The 19,307-nt window shown below is 68.5% G+C and carries 18 protein-coding genes and 1 tRNA gene; 7 read left to right on the plus strand and 12 right to left on the minus strand.

The window, feature by feature from the left end:
• Positions 1–63: 63 nt before the first annotated feature.
• Genes C5E06_RS16335 through C5E06_RS16360 form a run of 6 tightly spaced genes read right to left on the minus strand, consistent with a single transcriptional unit; the run spans position 64 to position 7,245 of the window.
• Positions 64–1,863 carry a protein kinase gene (locus tag C5E06_RS16335; RefSeq protein ID WP_104244074.1) on the minus strand — a complete coding sequence of 600 codons (1,800 nt, stop codon included), beginning with the start codon at positions 1,861–1,863 and terminating at the stop codon, positions 64–66.
• Complete coding sequence (locus C5E06_RS16340) at positions 1,860–3,320, minus strand: penicillin-binding protein 2 (RefSeq protein ID WP_104244076.1); 1,461 nt, start codon at positions 3,318–3,320, stop codon at positions 1,860–1,862. Before C5E06_RS16340 ends, C5E06_RS16335 begins: the two co-directional genes overlap by 4 nt.
• Entirely contained in the window at positions 3,317–4,711 is a 1,395-nt protein-coding gene (locus C5E06_RS16345) for an FtsW/RodA/SpoVE family cell cycle protein (RefSeq protein ID WP_104307581.1), read from the minus strand. Before C5E06_RS16345 ends, C5E06_RS16340 begins: the two co-directional genes overlap by 4 nt.
• Positions 4,695–5,945, minus strand: a complete 1,251-nt coding sequence (locus C5E06_RS16350) for a Stp1/IreP family PP2C-type Ser/Thr phosphatase (protein ID WP_181063011.1) — start codon at positions 5,943–5,945, stop codon at positions 4,695–4,697. Before C5E06_RS16350 ends, C5E06_RS16345 begins: the two co-directional genes overlap by 17 nt.
• A gap of 2 nt (positions 5,946–5,947) precedes the next feature.
• The gene (locus C5E06_RS16355) at positions 5,948–6,538 is read right to left on the minus strand and encodes an FHA domain-containing protein (protein WP_104300370.1); all 591 of its coding nucleotides are present in this window, start codon (positions 6,536–6,538) and stop codon (positions 5,948–5,950) included.
• A complete protein-coding gene (locus C5E06_RS16360; RefSeq protein ID WP_104244082.1) occupies positions 6,535–7,245 on the minus strand; it encodes a DUF3662 and FHA domain-containing protein in 711 nt (236 codons plus the stop codon). The genes C5E06_RS16355 and C5E06_RS16360 overlap by 4 nt, the downstream gene beginning before the upstream one ends.
• 222 nt (positions 7,246–7,467) lie before the next feature.
• On the opposite strand from C5E06_RS16360, the gene C5E06_RS16365 reads away from it, so the two are divergent.
• Positions 7,468–7,552: transfer RNA gene (locus tag C5E06_RS16365), tRNA-Leu, on the plus strand.
• A 227-nt stretch (positions 7,553–7,779) separates the two neighbouring features.
• Positions 7,780–9,261: an MFS transporter gene (locus C5E06_RS16370; RefSeq protein WP_258067713.1), complete on the plus strand. Its 1,482-nt coding sequence runs from the start codon at positions 7,780–7,782 to the stop codon at positions 9,259–9,261.
• A gap of 97 nt (positions 9,262–9,358) precedes the next feature.
• Here C5E06_RS16370 and C5E06_RS16375 read toward each other — a convergent pair whose 3' ends face one another.
• On the minus strand, positions 9,359–10,633 hold the full coding sequence (locus tag C5E06_RS16375) for an alpha-amylase family glycosyl hydrolase (RefSeq protein ID WP_104307582.1): 1,275 nt from the start codon (positions 10,631–10,633) through the stop codon (positions 9,359–9,361).
• Between the two features lie 121 nt (positions 10,634–10,754).
• Between C5E06_RS16375 and C5E06_RS16380 the strand changes: the two genes are divergently transcribed.
• Positions 10,755–11,675, plus strand: coding sequence for an aldose 1-epimerase family protein (locus C5E06_RS16380; RefSeq protein ID WP_104307583.1), 921 nt, complete (start codon positions 10,755–10,757; stop codon positions 11,673–11,675).
• Positions 11,676–11,742: 67 nt separating this feature from the next.
• On the opposite strand, the gene C5E06_RS16385 is transcribed toward C5E06_RS16380, so the two are convergent.
• Positions 11,743–12,672, minus strand: coding sequence for an N-acetylglucosamine kinase (locus C5E06_RS16385; RefSeq protein WP_104307584.1), 930 nt, complete (start codon positions 12,670–12,672; stop codon positions 11,743–11,745).
• A gap of 78 nt (positions 12,673–12,750) precedes the next feature.
• On the opposite strand from C5E06_RS16385, the gene C5E06_RS16390 reads away from it, so the two are divergent.
• The 4 genes from C5E06_RS16390 (at position 12,751) to C5E06_RS16405 (ending at position 15,894) form a co-directional block, all read left to right on the plus strand.
• Positions 12,751–13,458: a hypothetical protein gene (locus C5E06_RS16390; RefSeq protein WP_104307585.1), complete on the plus strand. Its 708-nt coding sequence runs from the start codon at positions 12,751–12,753 to the stop codon at positions 13,456–13,458.
• 190 nt (positions 13,459–13,648) lie between these two features.
• Positions 13,649–14,467, plus strand: coding sequence for a CoA ester lyase (locus C5E06_RS16395; RefSeq protein ID WP_258063482.1), 819 nt, complete (start codon positions 13,649–13,651; stop codon positions 14,465–14,467).
• A gap of 162 nt (positions 14,468–14,629) precedes the next feature.
• Positions 14,630–15,094: a peroxiredoxin gene (locus C5E06_RS16400; RefSeq protein ID WP_219819525.1), complete on the plus strand. Its 465-nt coding sequence runs from the start codon at positions 14,630–14,632 to the stop codon at positions 15,092–15,094.
• Between the two features lie 101 nt (positions 15,095–15,195).
• Complete coding sequence (locus C5E06_RS16405) at positions 15,196–15,894, plus strand: GNAT family N-acetyltransferase (RefSeq protein WP_104307586.1); 699 nt, start codon at positions 15,196–15,198, stop codon at positions 15,892–15,894.
• A gap of 45 nt (positions 15,895–15,939) precedes the next feature.
• Here the strand turns inward: C5E06_RS16405 and C5E06_RS16410 are convergent, their stop codons facing one another.
• From C5E06_RS16410 to nucS, 4 genes are all read right to left on the minus strand, one after another.
• Positions 15,940–17,148 carry an ATP-binding protein gene (locus C5E06_RS16410; protein WP_219819524.1) on the minus strand — a complete coding sequence of 403 codons (1,209 nt, stop codon included), beginning with the start codon at positions 17,146–17,148 and terminating at the stop codon, positions 15,940–15,942.
• A 17-nt stretch (positions 17,149–17,165) separates the two neighbouring features.
• Positions 17,166–17,648 (minus strand): DUF3224 domain-containing protein, encoded by a 483-nt coding sequence (locus C5E06_RS16415; protein WP_104300385.1) that lies wholly within the window; start codon positions 17,646–17,648, stop codon positions 17,166–17,168.
• Between the two features lie 51 nt (positions 17,649–17,699).
• Entirely contained in the window at positions 17,700–18,467 is a 768-nt protein-coding gene (locus tag C5E06_RS16420; protein ID WP_104307587.1) for an HAD hydrolase-like protein, read from the minus strand.
• A gap of 71 nt (positions 18,468–18,538) precedes the next feature.
• Positions 18,539–19,234 (minus strand): endonuclease NucS, encoded by a 696-nt coding sequence (nucS, locus tag C5E06_RS16425; protein WP_104244101.1) that lies wholly within the window; start codon positions 19,232–19,234, stop codon positions 18,539–18,541.
• Between the last annotated feature and the right edge of the window lie 73 nt (positions 19,235–19,307).

Raw genomic sequence — 19,307 nt, forward strand, 5'->3', positions numbered from 1 at the left:
ATGTGGATGCATGGAGTTGAGCGAATTCGTTGCTTTCCGGAGCCGCCCGCCGGGCCTCCGAGATCAGCCTCCCGTGCCGTTCGTCGGGGGAGTGGAACTGGTCGGCGTCGGCTGGGGGACGGTCGCCGAACCGGTCGGCGAGTCGGCACTCGTGTTGCCCGAGCCGCAGGTGGCGCTGTACGAGGCCTCGACGATCGTCGAACCCTCTTCGACGTTGACGTTCACCGAGGTTCCCGTCACGCTGCCCGGTGATTCGGCGCCGGACACGTTCACGTTGTACGCGGAGAGGCTCTGTCCTGGAGGGCACTGGAACGACGGCCAGCTGATGGTGGCCTGCGTGCCGGCCGCGTTGACGGTGACGGTAGGTGCCGTCGTCGGGGTGTTCGGCGTCTCCACGTTCGCGTAGACCGTGAGCGTCACGGTGGAACCGAGGTCGACGGTCCCGGTGGGGCTCACCGCCGTGACCGTGTTGACGTCTTCCTGGTTCGTCGCGACAGGGCCCTCGGCCCGCGCCGGCGTCAGCCCGAGCTCGGAGATGCGGTTCGCCGCCGTGTCGTAGTCGAGGCCGAGGAAGTCGGCCTGCGCGATCGACACGGTGGTCGGCGTGCTCACGCTGGGGGTCGGCTCCTGCGACGGAGTCTCGGCCGGCGTGGTCTGGGTGATCGAGGGCGGCGGTGTCGTCGCCCCATCGGCGTCGGTGTTGTTGGTCACCAGCGCGAACGCGAACCAGGCGAGGGCAGCAGCGAACAGGATGATCGCCCCGATGAGCACCCACAGCCAGGCAGCTGGCTTCTTGCGCTCCTCGTCGGCCGGCGAGACGAGCGAGGTCGACTCCTCTTCCGCGCCTTCGACGGGGGGTCCGCCGATGAGCGTGTCGAAGTCGTCCTTCATGACCTCGGTCGTGCCGGCGGCCGTGCCGAGCACGGTGGTGCGCGCACCCTCGTCCATGATGGCGGTGCGATCGAGCGGAGCGGTGGCGTCACCGACCTCGTCGGCGGAGGTCAGCCCCAGGACCGCGGGGACCGCCTGCGCTGCACGCGTGACGTTGCCGTCGCGGAGCGCGCGCGCAGCGCGCGCGAAGACCTCCGCCGAGACCGGCCGGTCTTCCGGCTTCTTCGCGATGGCAGCGAGCACGAGGTTGCGAACCGGCTCTGGCACCGTCACGGGAAGCGCCGGGGGTTCGTCGTTGATGTGCGCCATGGCGATCGCGACCTGCGATTCGCCGGTGAATGGTCGCCTGCCGGCGAGCGCCTCGTAGGCGACGATGCCAAGCGAGTAGATGTCGGTGGACGGGTTCGCGGCGTGGCCGGAGGCCTGCTCGGGCGAGAGGTACTGGACGGTGCCCATGACCTGGCCCGTCGCCGTGAGCGGCACCTGGTCGGCGATCCGAGCGATGCCGAAGTCGGTGATCTTCACGCGACGGTCCGGCGTGATGAGCAGGTTGCCTGGCTTGATGTCGCGGTGCACGAGACCCGCCTTGTGAGCGGCGTGCAGGGCGAGCGCCGTCTGGGACACGATGTCCATGACCTGGTCGGGCGGCAGCACCCGCTCGCGCTCGAGCACGGTCGACAGCGCCTCGCCCGGCACGAGCTCCATGACGAGGTAGGCGGAGCCGTTCTCCTCGCCGTAGTCGTACACGTTGGCGATGCCCTCGTGGTTCACGAGTGCGGCGTGCCTCGCCTCAGCGCGGAAGCGCTCGAGGAAGCCAGGGTCGCCCATGTACTCGTCTTTGAGGATCTTGATGGCAACGGTGCGCCCGATCACCTGATCGGTCGCCTCCCAGACCTCGCCCATGCCGCCGATGGCAATGCGCGAGCTCAGCTTGTATCGGTCTCCGAACGAAACACCTGCAGCTGGTCTCATCTGCTCAGCACCGCCTTCATCACTTGCTGCCCAATCGTCGCCGCCAGGCCGTTTCCGGTCCCAGACTGTCCCATTCCGCCACCGTCTTCGAGCACTACCGCGACCGCGATCTGCGTATCGCCCGATTCGGCGAATCCTGTGAACCACAGCGAGTACGGCTCACCCTGGCCGTTCTCCGCGGTCCCTGTCTTGCCAGCCACGTTGATCCCGTCAATTCTTGCATTACTGGCAACGCCCGAGTTCACGCTGCCCTCCATCATCGACTGGAGTGACGCCGCAGTCTCCTCGCTGATGGCCCTGCCATAGCTCGAGATCTCCGGCCCCTGGATCTCCTGGAACGTCGGAGTCTGGATGCTCTCGACAAGCGACGGGTTCATGACCTCGCCGCCGTTGGCGATGGCCGCCGAGATCATCGCGAACTGGAGTGGGGTCGCCCGCACGTCGAACTGGCCGAAGCCCGTCAGGGCGAGCTGCGCGTCGTCGTCGAGCGCCGTCGGGTAGCTGCTCGCGCTCGCCGTCATCGGGATCTCGAATTCGTGGTTGAAGCCGAACGCCTCGGCCATAGCGCGTACCTTGTCGGCACCGAGGTCCATGGCGAGCTGCGCGAACGGCACATTGCACGACTGCTCGATGGCGATACGGAGGTTCGTCGTGTCGCCGCTTCCGCACTTCGCGCCGGCGGACGGGTTGTTCACCGAGACGTTGGTGCCCGGGAGCGTGAGCGTCGCCGGGTTCGGGAGCGGGGACTCGGCCGTCGCGAGCCCGTTCTCCAGTGCCGCGGCGGCGACGACCAGCTTGAACACCGAGCCGGGCGGGTTCATGTCACCGCCGATCGCGCGGTTGCTGAGCGGATCGTTCGGGTCGGCCAGGAGCGCGTTGTACGACTCGAGCACGCTCGTCTGATCGTGGCTCGCCAGCAGCGCCGGGTCGTAGGTCGGCGTCGAGTACATGGCCAGGATCGCGCCCGTCGCCGGGTTGATCGCCACAGCCGCACCCTTGTACTCGCCGAGAGCATCCGCCGCCGTCTGCTGGGCGACGGGGTCGATTGTCGTCTCGACGAATGCGCCAGCAGGGTCCTGGCCCGTGAAGAGACGCTCGAGGCCCTGGAAGAACTGCGTGTCGCTGTTGCCGGAGAGCTCGGGATTCAGGGCGCCCTCGAGGCCCGTGGATGCCCCGTCGACCGAGTAGTACCCGGTCACGGCGGCGTAGAGGGGGCCGTTCTCGTACTGTCGCTCGTACTTGTAGGCAGTGTCGACGGGCGTCGAAGATGCGATCGGCGTCCCGTTGACGAGGATCGGCCCACGCTGGATCTCGAAGCTCTCCTCACGGGTCCGGCTGTTGCGCGGGTCGTCCCGGAGCGACTCGGCCTGGAAGACCTGGATGCTCGTCGACGCCACGAACAGCGACATGAACATGATCATGACGAGGACGCCAACGAGGCGGATGTTCTTGCTCATTCGTCGATCGCCTCCGTCGGCACGTTACGCACGGTGTCGCTCAGTCTGAGAAGGATCGCGACGATGATCCAGTTGGCGAGCAGGCTCGAGCCACCTGCCGCCATGAAGGGCATCGTGAGGCCCGTCAGGGGGATGACGCGCATGACGCCACCGGCCACGACGAAGACCTGCACGGCGATCGTGAACGCTAGGCCTGTCGCGAGGAGCCGCCCGAAGTCGTCGACCCCCTGCTGCCCGATGCGGAAGCCGCGCGCCACGAAGATCACGAAGAGGAGCAGCACGACGAAGATGCCGGCCATGCCGAGCTCCTCGCCGATGGCCGCGATGATGAAGTCGCTCGACGCGAGGGGGGTCGTGCCTGGGCTGCCCGAGCCGAGGCCCTTGCCGATGAGACCGCCAGCCGCGAGGCCGAAGAGTCCCGTCACGAGCTGCCCGCTGCCGCCGTCGGCGAAGTACATCTCGTCCTCGAACGGGTCGAGCCAGGCGTGGACGCGGAACTCGACGTAGCTCAGCGACGTCGCCGCGATGATTGCGCCGCCGACGAACAGGCCGAGGCCGATGAGCACCCACGAGAGGCGCCCCGTCGAGACGAAGACCATGACCAGGAACAGTCCGAAGTACAGGAGGGAGGTTCCCAGGTCGCGCTGGAAGACCAAGACCCCCATGCACACGGCCCACACGACGAGGATCGGTCCCAGGTCCCTGATGCGCGGGAAGCGCATCCACAGGAACTTCTTGCCGACGACGGAGAGCGAGTCGCGCGCGGTCACGAGGTAGCCCGCGAAGAAGATGGCGAGCGCGATCTTCGCGATCTCACCGGGCTGGAACGAGAAGCCCGCGACGCTGATCCACACGCGCGCGGCGACGTCGGTGCGCCCGAGGCCCGGGATGAGCGGCAGCAGCAGGAGGACGATGGCGATGGCCATGAACACGTACGTGTAGCGCTGCAGCACTCGGTGGTTCTTGAGCAGGATGAGCACCACGATGGCGACGCCGACGGCGAGCATCGTGAGCACGATCTGCTGCGTCGAAGCAGTCCAGAACACACCGTCGTTATCGGAATTGCCGATGTCGATGCGGTAGATCATCGCGATGCCGAGGCCGTTGAGCACCGCCGCGATGGGCAGGATGAACGGGTCGGCGCCCGGCGCGCGGAAGCGCAGCACGATGTTCACGCCGAGGGTCAGCGCGCCGATGATGGCCGACAGGGTAACGACGTTGAAGTCGAAGGTGCCGCGCACGCCGAGCTGCACGAGCAGCAGCGCCGAGAAGTTGATGATGAACGCGAAGACCAGCAGGCCGAGCTCCATGTTGCGGAGCCCCTGACCGGTCTTCCTCGGGGCGCCTGGTACGACTGGCGCCTCTTCGCGTTGCTTACTCAGGAATGGCATCTCGGAGCCGTTCCACGATCTCGTTGGCGGCCTCGCGGTCGCCGGCGCTGATCGTCTTGTCGACCTGCGACTGCTGGTACTCAGGCAGGCTCGAGATCTTGATGTCGGTCGTCTCGGTGAGCTCGTGCAGGGTGATCGGGCCGATGCCCTGCTGCACGCCCTGGTAGACGGCGACGTAGCCGACGCTCTCACCGACGTAGTACTGCTGCTGCGTCCAGTTGTAGGCGAGGAGCCCAGCACCGGCGACCGCCGCGAGGAAGACGATGGATGCCGCGAGCCACGAGACCTGCCGGAGCCGCTTGCGTCGCTTGTCCTCCGCGATGAGCTCCTGCAGCGCCTCGTCGCTGAACGGCACGAACTCCTCGTCCTGCGGGCGAGGAGCTGGCCGCCGTAGGGGGTGCAGGATGGACGGGATGATCTGGTTGCTGCGCTTCTGCAGGTTCGCCGAGTAGCGCAGGGGGTTCGCGGCCGACCCCACGACTCGCGTCTTCATCGGCTCGAGCGGCTCGGGGCCGATTTCGAGCATCACCACGGTCACGTTGTCCGGTGCGCCGTTGTCGAGCGCGAGCTGCACGAGGTCATCGCTGATCTCGCGGCTCGACTCGTCCATGCGGGCCAGGGTGCGCTCGATCTGCGACTCGTCGACGTAGCTCGAGAGGCCGTCCGAGCAGAGCAGCCAGCGGTCGCCCTCCTGGATATCGAAGACCTCGGTGTCGACGTCGGGCCTGGTCTCGACGTCGCCGAGCACGCGCATGAGCACCGAGCGCCTTGGGTGCGTGAGCGCTTCCTCAGCTGTGATGCGGCCCGCATCCACGAGCCGCTGCACGAACGTGTGGTCGACGGTCATCTGCACGAGGGATCCCTCGCGGAAGCGGTACACCCGCGAGTCGCCGATGTGCGCGAGCACGAGGGACTGGCCGACGAGGCTGAGGGCGCTCACCGTGGTTCCCATGCCGCGGAGCTCGCTGTGCTCCTCGACGGCACCCGCGATGAGGGCGTTCGCGTCGAGGAGCATCTCCGTCATGGCCTGCTCGGCATCATCGGTGCTCGAGTACTGCTCGTCGTTCTCCGCGAAGTGCTTGACCGCGATCGCGCTCGCCACGTCACCGCCGGCGTGCCCGCCCATGCCATCCGCGACGACGAACAGGTTGGTGCCGACGAAGCCGGAGTCCTGGTTGTTGCTTCTGACCTTGCCGACGTGGGAGACGGCGCCGGCGCGCGCGATGACCAGCATGCCTATCGCAGCTCGAACGTCGTCGTCCCGATGCGGACAGGCGTGCCGACCGGTACGTGGGTCGGCTGGGAGACGCGCTTGCCGTTGACGTAGGTGCCGTTCGTCGAGTCGAGGTCCTGCACCATCCACGCATCGTTCCAGAGCAGCAGGCGCGCGTGGTGCGTGGAGCTGTAGTCGTCCTGGATGACGAGGTCGGAGTCGCCGGATCGGCCGATCGAGAGCGGTTCGCTGCGCAGCGACAGCTCCGTGCCGCGCTTCGGCCCGGAGGTGATGACCAGCTTGCTCGGCCGCTCGGAGCGCGCAGCCGGACTGGGCACGGGGGTCGGCGGCCGGTGGCTGCCGGGACCAGCATCGCCCGAGTCGGAGGAGCGGACGGGAGCAGCAGGCGTGGGGGCCGGTGCCGCCGCCGGTGCCGCGTCGTTGTCGGCCGAGGCGAACACCTGCTGGCGCGACTTCTCCATGGCCTGCTTGTAGGCGGAGGACCGGGTGCCGAAGAGGTCGCTGCGAAGCGAGTAGATGACGGAGAACACGAAGATCCACAGCGCGGCCAGGAAGGCGAGGCGCAAGACGAGGAGAGTCAGCTCACTGGTCACGTGAGGCCTCCCTGTCGCGGGAGGTACCCGGTGTCGTCGCTCGGGTCGGCCTGGGGGATCACCCGGAACACAATACGGTGACGACCGATCTGAATCGTCGAATCGGGCTCGAGACCCGCCTGGGAGATCGAACGGCCGTTGACCTTCGTGCCGTTCGTCGAGCCGAGATCGCGGATACCCGCACGCTTCCCGTCCCACACGACTTCGGCGTGCTTTCGCGAGGCTCCGGTGTCCGCGATCGTGATGTCGGCTTCGGAGCCGCGCCCGATGACCGTCGATCCGACGCCCACGTGGATGCGCTCGCCATCGACGTCCAGGATGGGAGCCCAGGCGACCTGGCCCTGCACGCTGCGCGAGTCGACCTCGATGCGCCCCTCGGAGAGCGAGTCGTTCTCCAGGAACTTGATGCTGAGGCCGCCCGAGAACTGGTAGCCCTGCTTGGCGGCGTGCTGCTCGACGACGCGCATGAGCTCGTCCTGGATGCCAGCGATCTGCGAGATGCGCGTGTAGTCGACCTGCGACATCTGCACGTTGAAGCGATTCGGGACCAGCACGCGGTCGCGTGTGACGATCGACGCCCTGGTGTCCATCTCGCGTTTCAGCGCGGCGCTGATCTCGACGGGCTGGAGCCCAGAGCGGAAGGTCTTCGCGAACGCACCATTGAAGAGACGCTCGAGCCCACGCTCAAATCTGTCGAGGATTCCCACATGTCTCCTGGTTCTCGAGGGCACGCAACAGCCCGCACCGGGTGGCGCGAATCTGTTTCATGCTAACGGCACTGGGCTGGATGTCCGACTTCTTTGCCTTGGCTATGGGCTTCCGGTGCCCCGCCTGGTCGCTTCCCGGAGGGCGTTCTCGGGTCTGAAACGCGTGCATCCGCGCCTCGGTTTCGCACTCTGCGACAGTGTCTGGTAATCTCTCGGAGGTTGGCGCGAGTGGCGGAATTGGCAGACGCGCACGGTTCAGGTCCGTGTGCCTTCGGGTGTGGGGGTTCAAGTCCCCCCTCGCGCACCAGGGTCCCAGAGCAAGAGCACTGGGAATGCGAAACCCCCGGAACTTCGGTTCCGGGGGTTTCGTCGTCCCGGCGCGAACCCACACCGGTGGACTTATGTCGAGCTTCAGGACTTGCTAAGGTGGCCGATCTGTCGAGCGTCGCCGCTCGGGTAGGTCGAGGCGGCGACGTCCTCGGTCCGAGGCTTGAAACCTCCAGCACTCGCTTTCTGAGAACCTGGAGGGTTTTCTTGTCTTCTGACGCGTCTTCCGTCGAGCGCGCATCCGCGCCACGCACCATCTCCAAGTGGTGGGCACTCGCCGTGCTCGCCCTCACCCAGCTCGTCGTCGTGCTCGACGGCACGATCGTCACGATCGCACTGCCGCAGGCGCAGATCGATCTCGGCCTCACCGACGTGCAGCGGCAGTGGGTCGTCACCGCGTACGCCCTCGTCTTCGGAGCGCTCCTCCTGCTCGGCGGTCGTATCGCCGACTACTGGGGACGCAAGCGCGCCTTCCTCGTCGGCATGATCGGCTTCGGGGTCGCCTCGGTCTACGGCGGCTTCGCCCAGAGTGCCTTCGACCTCATCCTCGCCCGCGGACTCCAGGGGCTCTTCGCAGCGCTCCTCGCCCCAGCCGCTCTCGCGCTGCTCACCGTCAGCTTCCCCTCCGGCAAGGAGCGCACCACCGCGTTCGCCGTCTTCGGCGCCATCGGCGGAAGCGGGGCCGCGGTCGGCCTGGTGCTCGGCGGAGCGCTCACCGAGTTCGCCAGCTGGCGCTGGTGCCTGCTCGTCAACGTCTTCTTCGTCATCGCCGGTGTCATCGGCGCGCTCATCGTCCTGAAGGAGAGCAAGGCAGAGGGCGACAACACCTACGACCTCTGGGGCACCGTCACGGTGTCGCTCGGGCTCGGCTCGCTCGTCTACGGGTTCAGCCTCGCCGAGGAGGGCTGGGGATCCCTCGGGACCATCGGCTTCCTCGCGCTCGGCGTTGCACTCCTCGCCGCGTTCGTGTGGATCGAGACCCGCGTCGCCCAGCCCCTGCTCCCGCTGCGGGTCGTGCTCGACCGGGTGCGCGGCGGAGCGTTCCTCATCCAGGCCGTCATCGGCAGCGTGCTCATCGGCGCCACCATGTACCTCGCGCTGCACCTGCAGATCGTCATGGGGATGGAGCCGCTCGTCGCGGGCCTCGCCAACGTCGCGATGACCGTCGTCATCCTCGTGTGCGTCCCCGTCTGGGCGCGTCTGCTCCCCAAGTTCGGGCCACGCCCGTTCATGGTCGTCGGCCCGATCGTCGTCGCCGGCGGACTCCTGCTGCTCTCCGGTGTGACCGTCGACGGCAGCTACCTCACGCACATCCTGCCCGGACTCGTGCTGCTCGGCATCGGCCTCTCGATGATCTTCGTCCCGCTGCAGAACCTCGCGCTCACGGGCGTGGAACCGCACGACGCTGGAGCCGCCGCGGCAACCGTGAACTCGACCATGCAGATCGGCGGGTCGATCGGCCTCTCCGTCTTCACCGTGTTCTACGCGAACGCCGTGGCTTCGGGAGTGGAGGCGGGTGAGACGCAGCTGCAGGCCTTCACGAACGGCTACTCGGCGGTCTTCCTGGCCGCGGCGGGTGCCATGCTCCTCGCGGCGCTCATTGCCGGCTTCATGATCAGGGGCACCAAGGACCGCCCGCTCGTGCAGTCGGAAACAGCCGAGCAGGACTCCCTCGTCTCGATGCGCTGACGCGCGCCCTGACCAACTTCAGTGCTGATCTGGTCGTTCCGGGTCGTCTCGGGCGAATCCGGGGCTTCTCTGCACTGAAGTTGGTCAGTCGTCGTCGCTAGCTGCCGTCGCTCCAGCGCTCGAGACCGTGGCCGTCGACCGATCGGCCGCCGAGCAGCACCGAGTCGTCGCCGAGGTTCACCGCGAGGAGAGCACGCTCGCCCTCGCTGCCCTCGGCGATGAACAGTGCCGCCGTGTTCGCGAGCTCTTCCGTGCGGATGCGCGCTGTCGCGAGCCAGGGATGCTGGCGCCGGAACGCGATCGCGTCTCGGTGCGCCTGCGAGTAGGCGTTCTCCGGCCACTCCTTCGGGTCGCGGGGGAACTCGGGCCTGATGGCGTCGTCTCCGCCGGCTCGCTCCTCCTTCAGCGCCTCGAGTCCCCGCTCGTCGCCCGCGTACACGCTCGGGGCGCCCGAGAAGAAGAACAGCATGGCGATGGCGATGGCGTGGTTGCGCTCATCGTCGATGGCGCTCGCGATGCGCGTCACGTCGTGGTTGCCGAGGAAGGTCATCGGCAGGAAATGCTCCGCGAAGTCGTTGTGTCGCTGCAGCGACCAGTCGAGCTCGAAGAGGTTCTGCTCCTGCACGGACGAGCGCAGCGCCTTCCACAGCTCGTACTGCGTCACCGAGTCGAGGCCGGACTCTCGCACGTACTCCTCGTAGTCGCCGTGAATGACCTCGCCGACGAACCAGGAGTCCGGGAACCGCTCGCGCAACGGGTCGATCGTCGACCGCCAGAACAGCGGCGGCACTGCGTAGGCCGCGTCGAGGCGCCATCCGTCGACGCCCCGCTCCAGCCAGTGCGCCATGGCGTCCTCGACGAGCTCGACGACCTCCGGATGCTGGTGGTTGAGCACCACAAGCGCGTCGTGGCCCTCGAACACGTCGACGGGGAGTCCATCGACCTCGCGTGCATCCGCGCCTCTCGCGAACCGCGCGGCGGCTCCCGAGTCGGGCCCCGCCTCGACCGCCTCGCGCCACCACGGGTGCTCGCGGCCCACATGGTTGAAGACTCCGTCGAGGAGCACGCGCACGCCGCGTTCGCGGCAGGCGGCGATGAGCGCGTCGAAGTCGGCCTCGTCGCCGAGCCGCGGGTCGATGCGGAGATGGTCGACCGTGTCGTAGCCGTGGGTCTGCGACGCGAAGATCGGGCCGAGCAGCAAGCCGTTGAGGCCGAGAGCGACGAGTTCGTCCAGCCACGCCGTGATGCGATCGAGGCGGTGCTCGACCGGGCTCGAGAGGGGAGTGCCCGCCGTATCCGCACCGACGAAGCCGAGCGGGTACACGTGCCACCAGAGTGCGGTCTGCGGCCAGGGCTGAGGAGCTGGAGTCATCGTCTCAGGCTAGTGACGCGGTCTGGGAAGCACTCCGTGAGCTCCTGCGACCCGCCCGCCTCGCCTCGGCGTGAAAGACTGCCTTGGTCCTACCCCCGACAGCACCGAGGAGTCCCCACAGATGTCGATCACCCCGCGCTCAGGCTCCTCCTACTTCCTCTCGCACGGTGCCTACGAGGCCTCGATCTCCAGCGTCGGCGCGACCCTGCGCGAGCTCACGCACAACGGCAGGCACCTCGTGCACACCTTCGACATGGATGAGGTTCGGCCCGCGTACAAGGGGGCGACGCTCGCCCCATGGCCGAACCGCATCATCGACGGCCGATACCACATCGACGGGCAGGAGCTGCAGCTGCCCCTCTCCGAGCCCAAGCGCGGGCACGCCCTGCACGGCCTCGCCCTCTGGCTCGACTTCACACCGGAGGATGTGCGCCCCGACCTCGTCGTGCTGACGGCCACGATCGAGCCGCAGACGGGCTACCCGTTCCGCATCGAGGTGCGCACGAGCTACGTGCTCGGCGACGACGGCCTCACCACGACGGTGGAGCTGCGGAACGTCGGAGCCGGGACCGCACCGGCCGGCGCATCCACGCACTCGTACCTTGTCGCCGGCGAGGGACAGATCGACGAATGGACCCTCGAGTCTCCCGCGCAGAAGCTCATGCACGCCCACGGCGCACGTCTGCTCCCCGGCTCTGTCGTCTCGGTCGAAGAGGTCGCGGGGGCCTTCGACTTCCGCGCCGCCCGGCGCATCGGCGAGATGGAGATCGACCACGCCTTCACCGATGTCTTCGGCCAGGGCGACACCGCCACGGTGACGCTCACGACCCCCGACGGCACGGGCGTCGGCATGACCTGGGGCACGGATGCACCGTGGGTGCAGGTCTTCACGAGCGACCAGCCTGGCATCGAATGGGACCGCCAGGCCGTCGCGGTGGAGCCCATGACCTGCGCACCCGACGCCTTCAACTCCGGCCTCGACCTCGCCTGGCTCGAGCCCGGCGAGAAGCTGGAGACCTCGCAGCGCATCTTCGCGATCTGACGATCGAGCCTCTCAGGGAGGCCGTCCGCGCGCGAGCCTCGAACGTCACGATCTCGAGCGTCACGACCTAGAGCGTCACGACCCCGATCGAGGCGATGAGCGCGTGGTCCCTCTCCAGATGGGGGAGCATCGCCGCCCCGTCCAGCGGGTGGCTCTCGCCCACCGCCACCCGAGCCTCCGGCACCCGCTCGAGCAGCGAGCGCCGGAACGCCGCGGCCACATGCGGCGACGAGAACACGTTGCCGATCGCCCGCACCTGCACGACCTCACGCCCGCCGGGCAGACCGACCCGCGCGAGCCCGGCCGCGACCGAGGCGGCTAGCTCCGAGCCCGCCGCCGCCAGGATTCCAGCAGCGACCGCATCCGTCTCCGCCAGGTCGCCGACCGACCGAGCGAACGACGCGATGTGACGGACCTTCCCCTCGTTCGTCTGCAGCGACACGTACATGCTCGGCAGATCCGGGTGGTGGGCGAGCACGACCTCGGTGAGCGCCGTCTCCGGGCCACGGCCATCGAAGGCGCGCATCACCGAGTCCAGCGCGGCGCGACCGATCCAGTACCCGGAACCTGCATCGCCGACGAGGTAGCCCCAGCCGTCGACCTGCGCGAGGCGTTCCGCGCCGACCGCGAGCGTCACGACACCCGTGCCAGCAGCGACGACCGCACCGAGCTCGGACCCGAGGGCCCCCAGGAAGGCCGAGATCGAATCGTGCGCGATGAAGACTCTCGCGACGCCGAACTGCCCGACCAGCAGAGCGAGTTCATCCGCAACCGTCTGCGCGTGCGTCACCCCCGACACGCCACCGGACACTGTGACCCCCGCCAACCCAGAATCACGCAGCGACTGCTCCACGACGCTCGCGAGCTGCGGTGCCAACGGGAGGTCGGTGCGAATCGCGGCGAAGGAGCGAACCTCGCCGGAATCGATCTGCGAGCGGATGCCGCTCTGGCCAGCGTCGATGGCAAGAACAGGCGAGGGGGAGAACGTCGTCGTCATGCACCGAATCGTATTGCAGAGAGGCGACGGGCAGAGGTGCCCGCGTCACGAACACACCAACGGTCCTAGGGTGAACGCATGACGACACCGAGCCAGTGGAACGGACAGCACAGCCCCGACCCCCAGTCGAACGCAGCCCAGGGCGCCTCCGGCTACGGCACCCCGCCGAGCGGCACACCCGCCGCCTACGGTCCTGCTGGCCAGGCGCCGTCGGGGCAGGGATACGGTCAGGTAGCGGGTGACCCTCAGCAGCCTGGCGAGTACCAGCAGCCCGGCGGCTACGCACAGCCTGGGGGCTACGCACAGCCTGGCGGCTACGCACAGCCCGATGCCCACCAGCAGCCGGGGAGCTATGCCCAGCCTGGCGAGTACGCCCAACCGGGTGGCTACCAGCAGCCGGGCAGCCCCCAGCAGGCCAAGGCGCCGAGTCGAACGCAGCTGGCCAGCTTCTCGAGCCTGCGCGAAGAGCTCTCCTTCTCGACGAACCGCTTCGGCATGATCTCGCTGGCGAGCGCGCTCGGAGGGTGGGCGATCAACACGTTCCTCTCCTTCGTGATGAGCATCCTGGCGCGCACTGGCGGCTACGAGATCTACGGGGTGCTGAGCCCCGCGACCGGCATCCTGCAGCTGCTGACCTCCGCTGCCGCCATCGTCTTCGGCGTCCTCGCGCTTCGATCGAGCGGATGGCGCAACATGCCAGCCGCTGTCGGCTCCGTCGTCGGCGTCATCACCCTCGTTCCCGCAGTTCTCTTCTTCCTCATCGGCCTGATCCCGTTCTCCTACTGATCAGGATCCCTGGCCGTTCTTGTAGAGGTCCGCAAGAGGACACCGCGTTTCGTCGTACTAAGCTCACACCTTGGCTGCGTGTCACGCGGCCGTACGCGGTCGAGCAGGCCCGTGCATCCAGTCGATGAATGAGGCGAGAGTTCTGAACGCTCCAGCGAGCCCCCACCCCAAGTCAACCGCCGGACACGTCGTGCCCCCGGCAGACGCCAGGTCCTGGTTGCTCGTCCCGGCGTCCAAGCCCGAAGCCTTCGACGCTGCGGCAGCCTCGCGCGCCGACGTCGTCATCCTCGATATCGAGGACGCCGTCGACCCCAAGCACAAGGCCGCCGCCCGGGCTGATGTCATCGCCTGGCTCAAGGCCGGCAACGCCGCCTGGGTGCGCATCAACGACACCCTGTCCGACTTCTGGGCCGACGACGTCGACGAGCTCGCGGGAGTCCCCGGTCTCCTCGGAGTCGTGCTCGCCAAGACGGAGCAGGCCGAGCAGGTCGTCAACACGTACCAGCGACTCGGCGCCCGCATCCCCGTGGTGCCGCTCATCGAGTCGGCACTCGGACTCGAAGAGGCCACGAACATCGCCCGCGCCGACGGCGCCTTCCGCCTCGCCTTCGGCAGCGGCGACTTCCGTCGCGACACCGGCATGTGGGCGACGCGCGAGGCCATGGCCTACGCACGCTCGCGCCTCACCGTCTCCTCCAAGGCGGCCGGCCTCCCGGGCCCCGTCGACGGACCCACCACCGACGAGAGCCTCCGTGTCCTCCGCAACGAGTCCGAGTGGACGCTCGAGCACGGCATGACCGGCAAGCTGTGCCTCCGCCTCGAGCAGACGGCCGTCGTCAACGAGGTCATCTGCCCGCAGACGAGCGACATCCTCTGGGCACGCGAGTTCCTCGCCGACTTCGACGCTTCCGGCGGCGTGGTCCGCGACGGCAGCGACCTCCCGCGTCTCGGTCGCGCACGCAAGATCCTGCGCCTCGCAGAAGCCTTCGGCATCACCGTGGAGGCCTAGAGAGTCCAGCCAGGGTCGGCTTCGCGCCGACCGCTCGGTTCCGTTCTGCAGTTGCGGGCCGCTCGCCCCCGGTGGGCGGGTGGCCCGCGACTCGTTCACAGGCGACGGTGGATGCGCGCTCGCTAGAGTCGGGCAGGTCTGATTCCCGAGCGAGGAGCAATCTTGGTCACCACTCTCAGCGTTGGCGACAGCGCCCCCGATTTCGCGCTCACCGACCAGCACGGCGAGATCATCCGCCTCAGCGACCTCGCCGGCTCGCCAGTCGTCGTCTACTTCTACCCGAAGGCCGGCACGCGCAAGTGCACGCAGCAGGCGTGCGACTTCCGCGACAACTACGCCGCACTCAGCGACGCCGGAGTCACCGTGCTCGGCATCTCGCTCGACCAGCCGCGAGAGCTGGCCATCTTCGGCGAGGAGCAGCGGGTGCCCTACTCGCTCCTCAGCGACTCGGGGGCGACCGCCATGGAATGGGGCGCGTGGGGCGAGCGTCCCGTCGCGGGAATCGCGGGGACCGGAGTCATCAGGTCGACGTTCATCGTGGATGCCACCGGGAAGCTCTCCTGGGTCGCCTACGACATCGACCCGGACGGCCACGTGGAGGAGCTGCGCGCGAAGCTCGGCATCTGAGCCGAGCGGGAGGCAACGGGTCGTAACCGTCGGTCACGACGTCGAGAGCATCGTGCCGTGTGCGTGACAATCGGAGACACATCCACCGTCTCGAGGACCTCATGACCGACACCACCATCGCCTCCACCTCCGTGCTCGACAACCCCGCCTGGAACTCGCTGACGGGCGCCCACGCGCACCTCGCGGTCGGCGGCGACCTCGTCAAGCGGTATCCGGCCGACGTGTCGCCGTTCGTGGGCGTCCGCTCCTGGGAGGAGCCCGACGTCTGGGACGCGATCGCCGAGCTCCTCGGCTCCGGGGCCGAGCTCGCGATCTCGCACGCAGACCCCGAGGTTCCGGCCGGCTGGGCGCAGACCTGGCGCGGCGAAGGGGTGCAGCTGGTCGAGACGCCTCGTCTGCAGACGAGACCCGACGAGGAGGTCGTCGAGCTCGGGGCAGACGACGCCCCCGAGATGCTGGCGCTCGTGGAGCGCAACCAGCCCGGCCCCTTCCTGCCGCGAACGTACGTGCTCGGGCGCTACGTCGGCATCCGCCGCGACGGCAAGCTCATCGCCATGGCCGGAGAGCGACTCCACCCGGCGGGTTGGACGGAGATCAGCGCGGTCGCGACCGACGCCGACTACCGCCGACAGGGACTCGCATCACGTCTTGTGCTCGACGTCGCCTTCCACATCCAGGAACGCGGCGATCGTGCGCTCATGCACGCTGCGGCCGCCAACACGGGTGCCATCGCCGCGTACGAGAAGCTGGGCTTCGAGCTGCGTCGAGCGACGCCGTTCACCGGCGTGCGCGTTCCCTGAGTCCGTCGAGGCCGACCCCGCCCTCACGACTGGGCCCGGAGGGGCTCAGTCGTCGAGGTCCTCGTCCTCATCGGGCGGCGGCGGGAATGCCCGCCCCTGCGGAAGCGCGATGGCCTCGCTCACCACGTGCTCTCGCAGATACTCCCGCAGGTACGGCGTCGTGAACTGCACGCTGCCGTAGCCCGCGGGCTCGATGATGCCGGCGTTGATGAGCCGCTGGCGGTACACGCCCACGTAGCCGGCCTTCGCGCGCATCCGCAACCGGATATCGCTCGAGCGCGACGGCCCGTCGTCGCTCGCCATGGCGGCCAGGTAGGTCCGGTCGCCGACGGACAGTGCGGCGAGGGTGGGTTCGTAGATGTACTGGCCCATGGCCTGCCGTGCGAGCCGAACGGCCCGGCGGGCGTGCGCGAGCTGGATGCGCTCGGCGGCGCCTGCCTCCTGCCACGATTTCGAGCCGATGAACTGCACGAGGAACGGGTACCCCTGCGTGCCTCGCACCGCGTAGTCGAGGGCGTCGTCGTCGATGCTGCGCCCACCCTCCGCGATGGGCTCCCGGAGAGCCCTCGCCGACGCCTCGTAGTCGAGCTGCCCGAGTTCCTGGACGTGCGCGCGGCGCAGGAACGTCAGCATGCGGTCGCTGCGCAGCTCGTTGATGTTCGGCTTGAGGCCGGCGCCGACGAACGCGACGTCGAGCCCCTCGCGGAACGCGTGCTGCACGACCGTCGTGATCTCGCGGAGGTCGTCGATCGCGCCGCGGTGGATCTCGTCGACGGTGATGAGGACCCCTGTGCCGTTCGGGGCGAGCAGACGCGTGAGCTCCGTCAGCTGTGACCGCAGGTTGGCGACGGGTCGGTAGCGCTCCTCGACCGTCGACACGAACCCTCCGGTGCCCATCGGCAGGGTGACTCCCGTGATGCGGCGCTTGCTGGCCCTCGGGTCGTGCTCGGCCAGGAGCTTGGGGAGCGCTTCGGTGGTCATCCGCTCGGCCAGCCCCTTCGTGGCCGTCTCCGAGATCACGAGCCAGCCGCGTGTGACGGCGATGTCCTCCAGCGCGTTGAGCATGACGGTCTTGCCGACGCCGCGCAGCCCGGTGACGAGGGTCGCCCTCCCCACCTCGCCCGGCGTGCCGTCGATCGCCGCTTCGAACGACGCCAGCATCGCCGACCGGCCGACAAGCAGCGGCGGCGTCACGCCGAATGAGGGCGTGAAGGGGTTCGGCCGCGTGGATGCGGCTCCCGCCTTCGTTGGCACGGGCGGCCGGCTTCCCGTCAGGCCTCGCTCTTCGACGAGCCCGCCTCGACCTCGCCCGCGAGCACCTCGCCGTCGATCTCCACGTCGTCGGCATCGTCGAACTCGATCTGCAGGACAAGCGTGTGGTCGTCGCCACGGGCGATGATCTCCCCCGTGCCGCTCGCGCCGATCAGCTCTCCGGTGCCCGAGTCGGGGACGATATGCAGCACGCCGCCGCCAGCAGCAGGACGGCCCCTCGCGACCGTGTTCGCGTGCCAGAACGCGAGCGTGCCGGTCCTGCCCGCTATCGAGCCCTCGAAGGCGTCGATCGCGACGTACGTGCCCGAACCGTGCTTCTCGTTGAAGGCACCAGCGAAGAGCACCTCGCTGCGCCCCTCGATGTCACCGCCCGAGATCGCACGGACGATGAATGCACCGCCAAGCGGTGCGGCGGTCTCGATGCCGACGGCCCTGCCGTTGGCGTCCCAGGCTTCGATGGTGAAAGAGCTCTCTGCGCGCATGCCATGAGGATACGACGACGCACCGACAAAGCGACGGGAACTCCGGCGTGGTCAGTCGAGCGAGAGGAAGGCTCGGAGTCGTTCCGCCGAATCGGCGACCGCGACGGAGCCCGCCTCCTCGCCGAGGCGGCCGTAGCCCCAGGACACGTAGACCGCGGGCACGCCGTGCTCGGCAGCCCCCTCGACGTCGTAGAACCGGTCGCCGATCATCAGCACGTTGCTGAGGTCGACGCCCGCCACGTCGAGTCGACGAAGCGCCTCCTCGATGACGTCGGCCTTGGCCGAACGCACCTCGTCGTCGGAGGCTCCCGTGATGGTGAGGAATCTGTCGGCGACCCCGTAGCTCTCGAGGATGACCCTCGCCGAGCTCTCCGGCTTGCTCGTCGCCGTCGATTGCGGGATGCCCGCGGCGTGCACGTCGCGGATGACCTGGAGCACCCCCGGGTACGCGTCGCCGATGAACGACTCAGAGGCGCGGTAGATCGCGCGATAGCGTTCGGTCGCCTCGATGGGGTCGAGCCCGTAGGCGGCGAACGTCTCGTGGATCGGCGGGCCCACGTGCTTGAGCAGCTCGCTGTCGCTCGGGATCGGCAGCCCGTAGCTCGAGAGGACGGTGCGCAGGCTGTTCAGGATGCCCGGCGCCGAGTCGCTGATCGTCCCGTCCAGGTCCCAGAGCACCGCCGTGTACGGGGCGATGCCGGTACCGCGCTCGAGGTCGACCCTGCGCGTCGTCGTGGTCGCCGCAGGCTGGACGGCCGGTGCCGGCTGCGGGTCTGTCGGGACCCGGCCTTCCGTTTCTGGAGAGCTTGTGTGCGTCATGTCCGAGCCAGTGTAGTGAGGGCTGGCCGAGCGGCAGGCGACAGCCCGCTGAACGGTTGGGGTGCGCGCGGCTAGAACAGGCGCATGTGGCGCGGGTCGACGCCGCGCATCTCGTCGTAGTCGAGGATGACGCAGCGGATGCCGCGGTCCTCGGCGAGCGTGCGTGCCTGCGGGGCGATCTCCTGCGCGGCGAACACCCCCGAGACGGGAGCGAGCAGCGGGTCGCGGTTCATGAGCTCGAGGTAGCGCGTCAGCTGCTCGACGCCGTCGATGCCTCCACGGCGCTTGATCTCCACGGCAACAGAAGCGCCGCTCTCGTCGCGCGCCAGGATGTCGACCGGCCCGATGGCGGTCATGTACTCCCGGCGCACGAGGGCATGCCCCTCGCCGAGCAGGTCGATCTGGTCGGCGAGCAGCTTCTGGAGGTGCGCCTCGACGCCGTCCTTCTCGAGGCCGGGGTCTTTGCCGAGCTCGTGCGAGTGGTCGCCGAAGACCTCGCCGATCGTGACGAGCAGCTGGTCGCCGGTCTTCGTCTGCGTGACCCGCCAGAGCGCGGTGATGCCAGCTTCGAGCTGGGTCGCGTCCGGTTCCTCCTCGACGATGGAGCAGGGTGCGCTCATCCAGTTCAGCGGCTTGTAGCTGCCGCCGTCCGAGTGCACCAGGAGGCTGCCGTCGGCCTTGCGCATGAGCACCCGTGGGGCCATGGGGAGGTGGGCGGTGAGACGGCCGATGTAATCGACGCTGCAGTTCGCAATGACAAGACGCACCTGACGAGGGTAATCGCTCCCGATGCACCGGGTGGTCGTGCGCGCCGGTTTCGGCCCTCGATGAGGTCACTCG

This window comes from Pseudoclavibacter sp. RFBI5 (assembly GCF_002931395.1).
GTDB lineage: Bacteria > Actinomycetota > Actinomycetes > Actinomycetales > Microbacteriaceae > Pseudoclavibacter.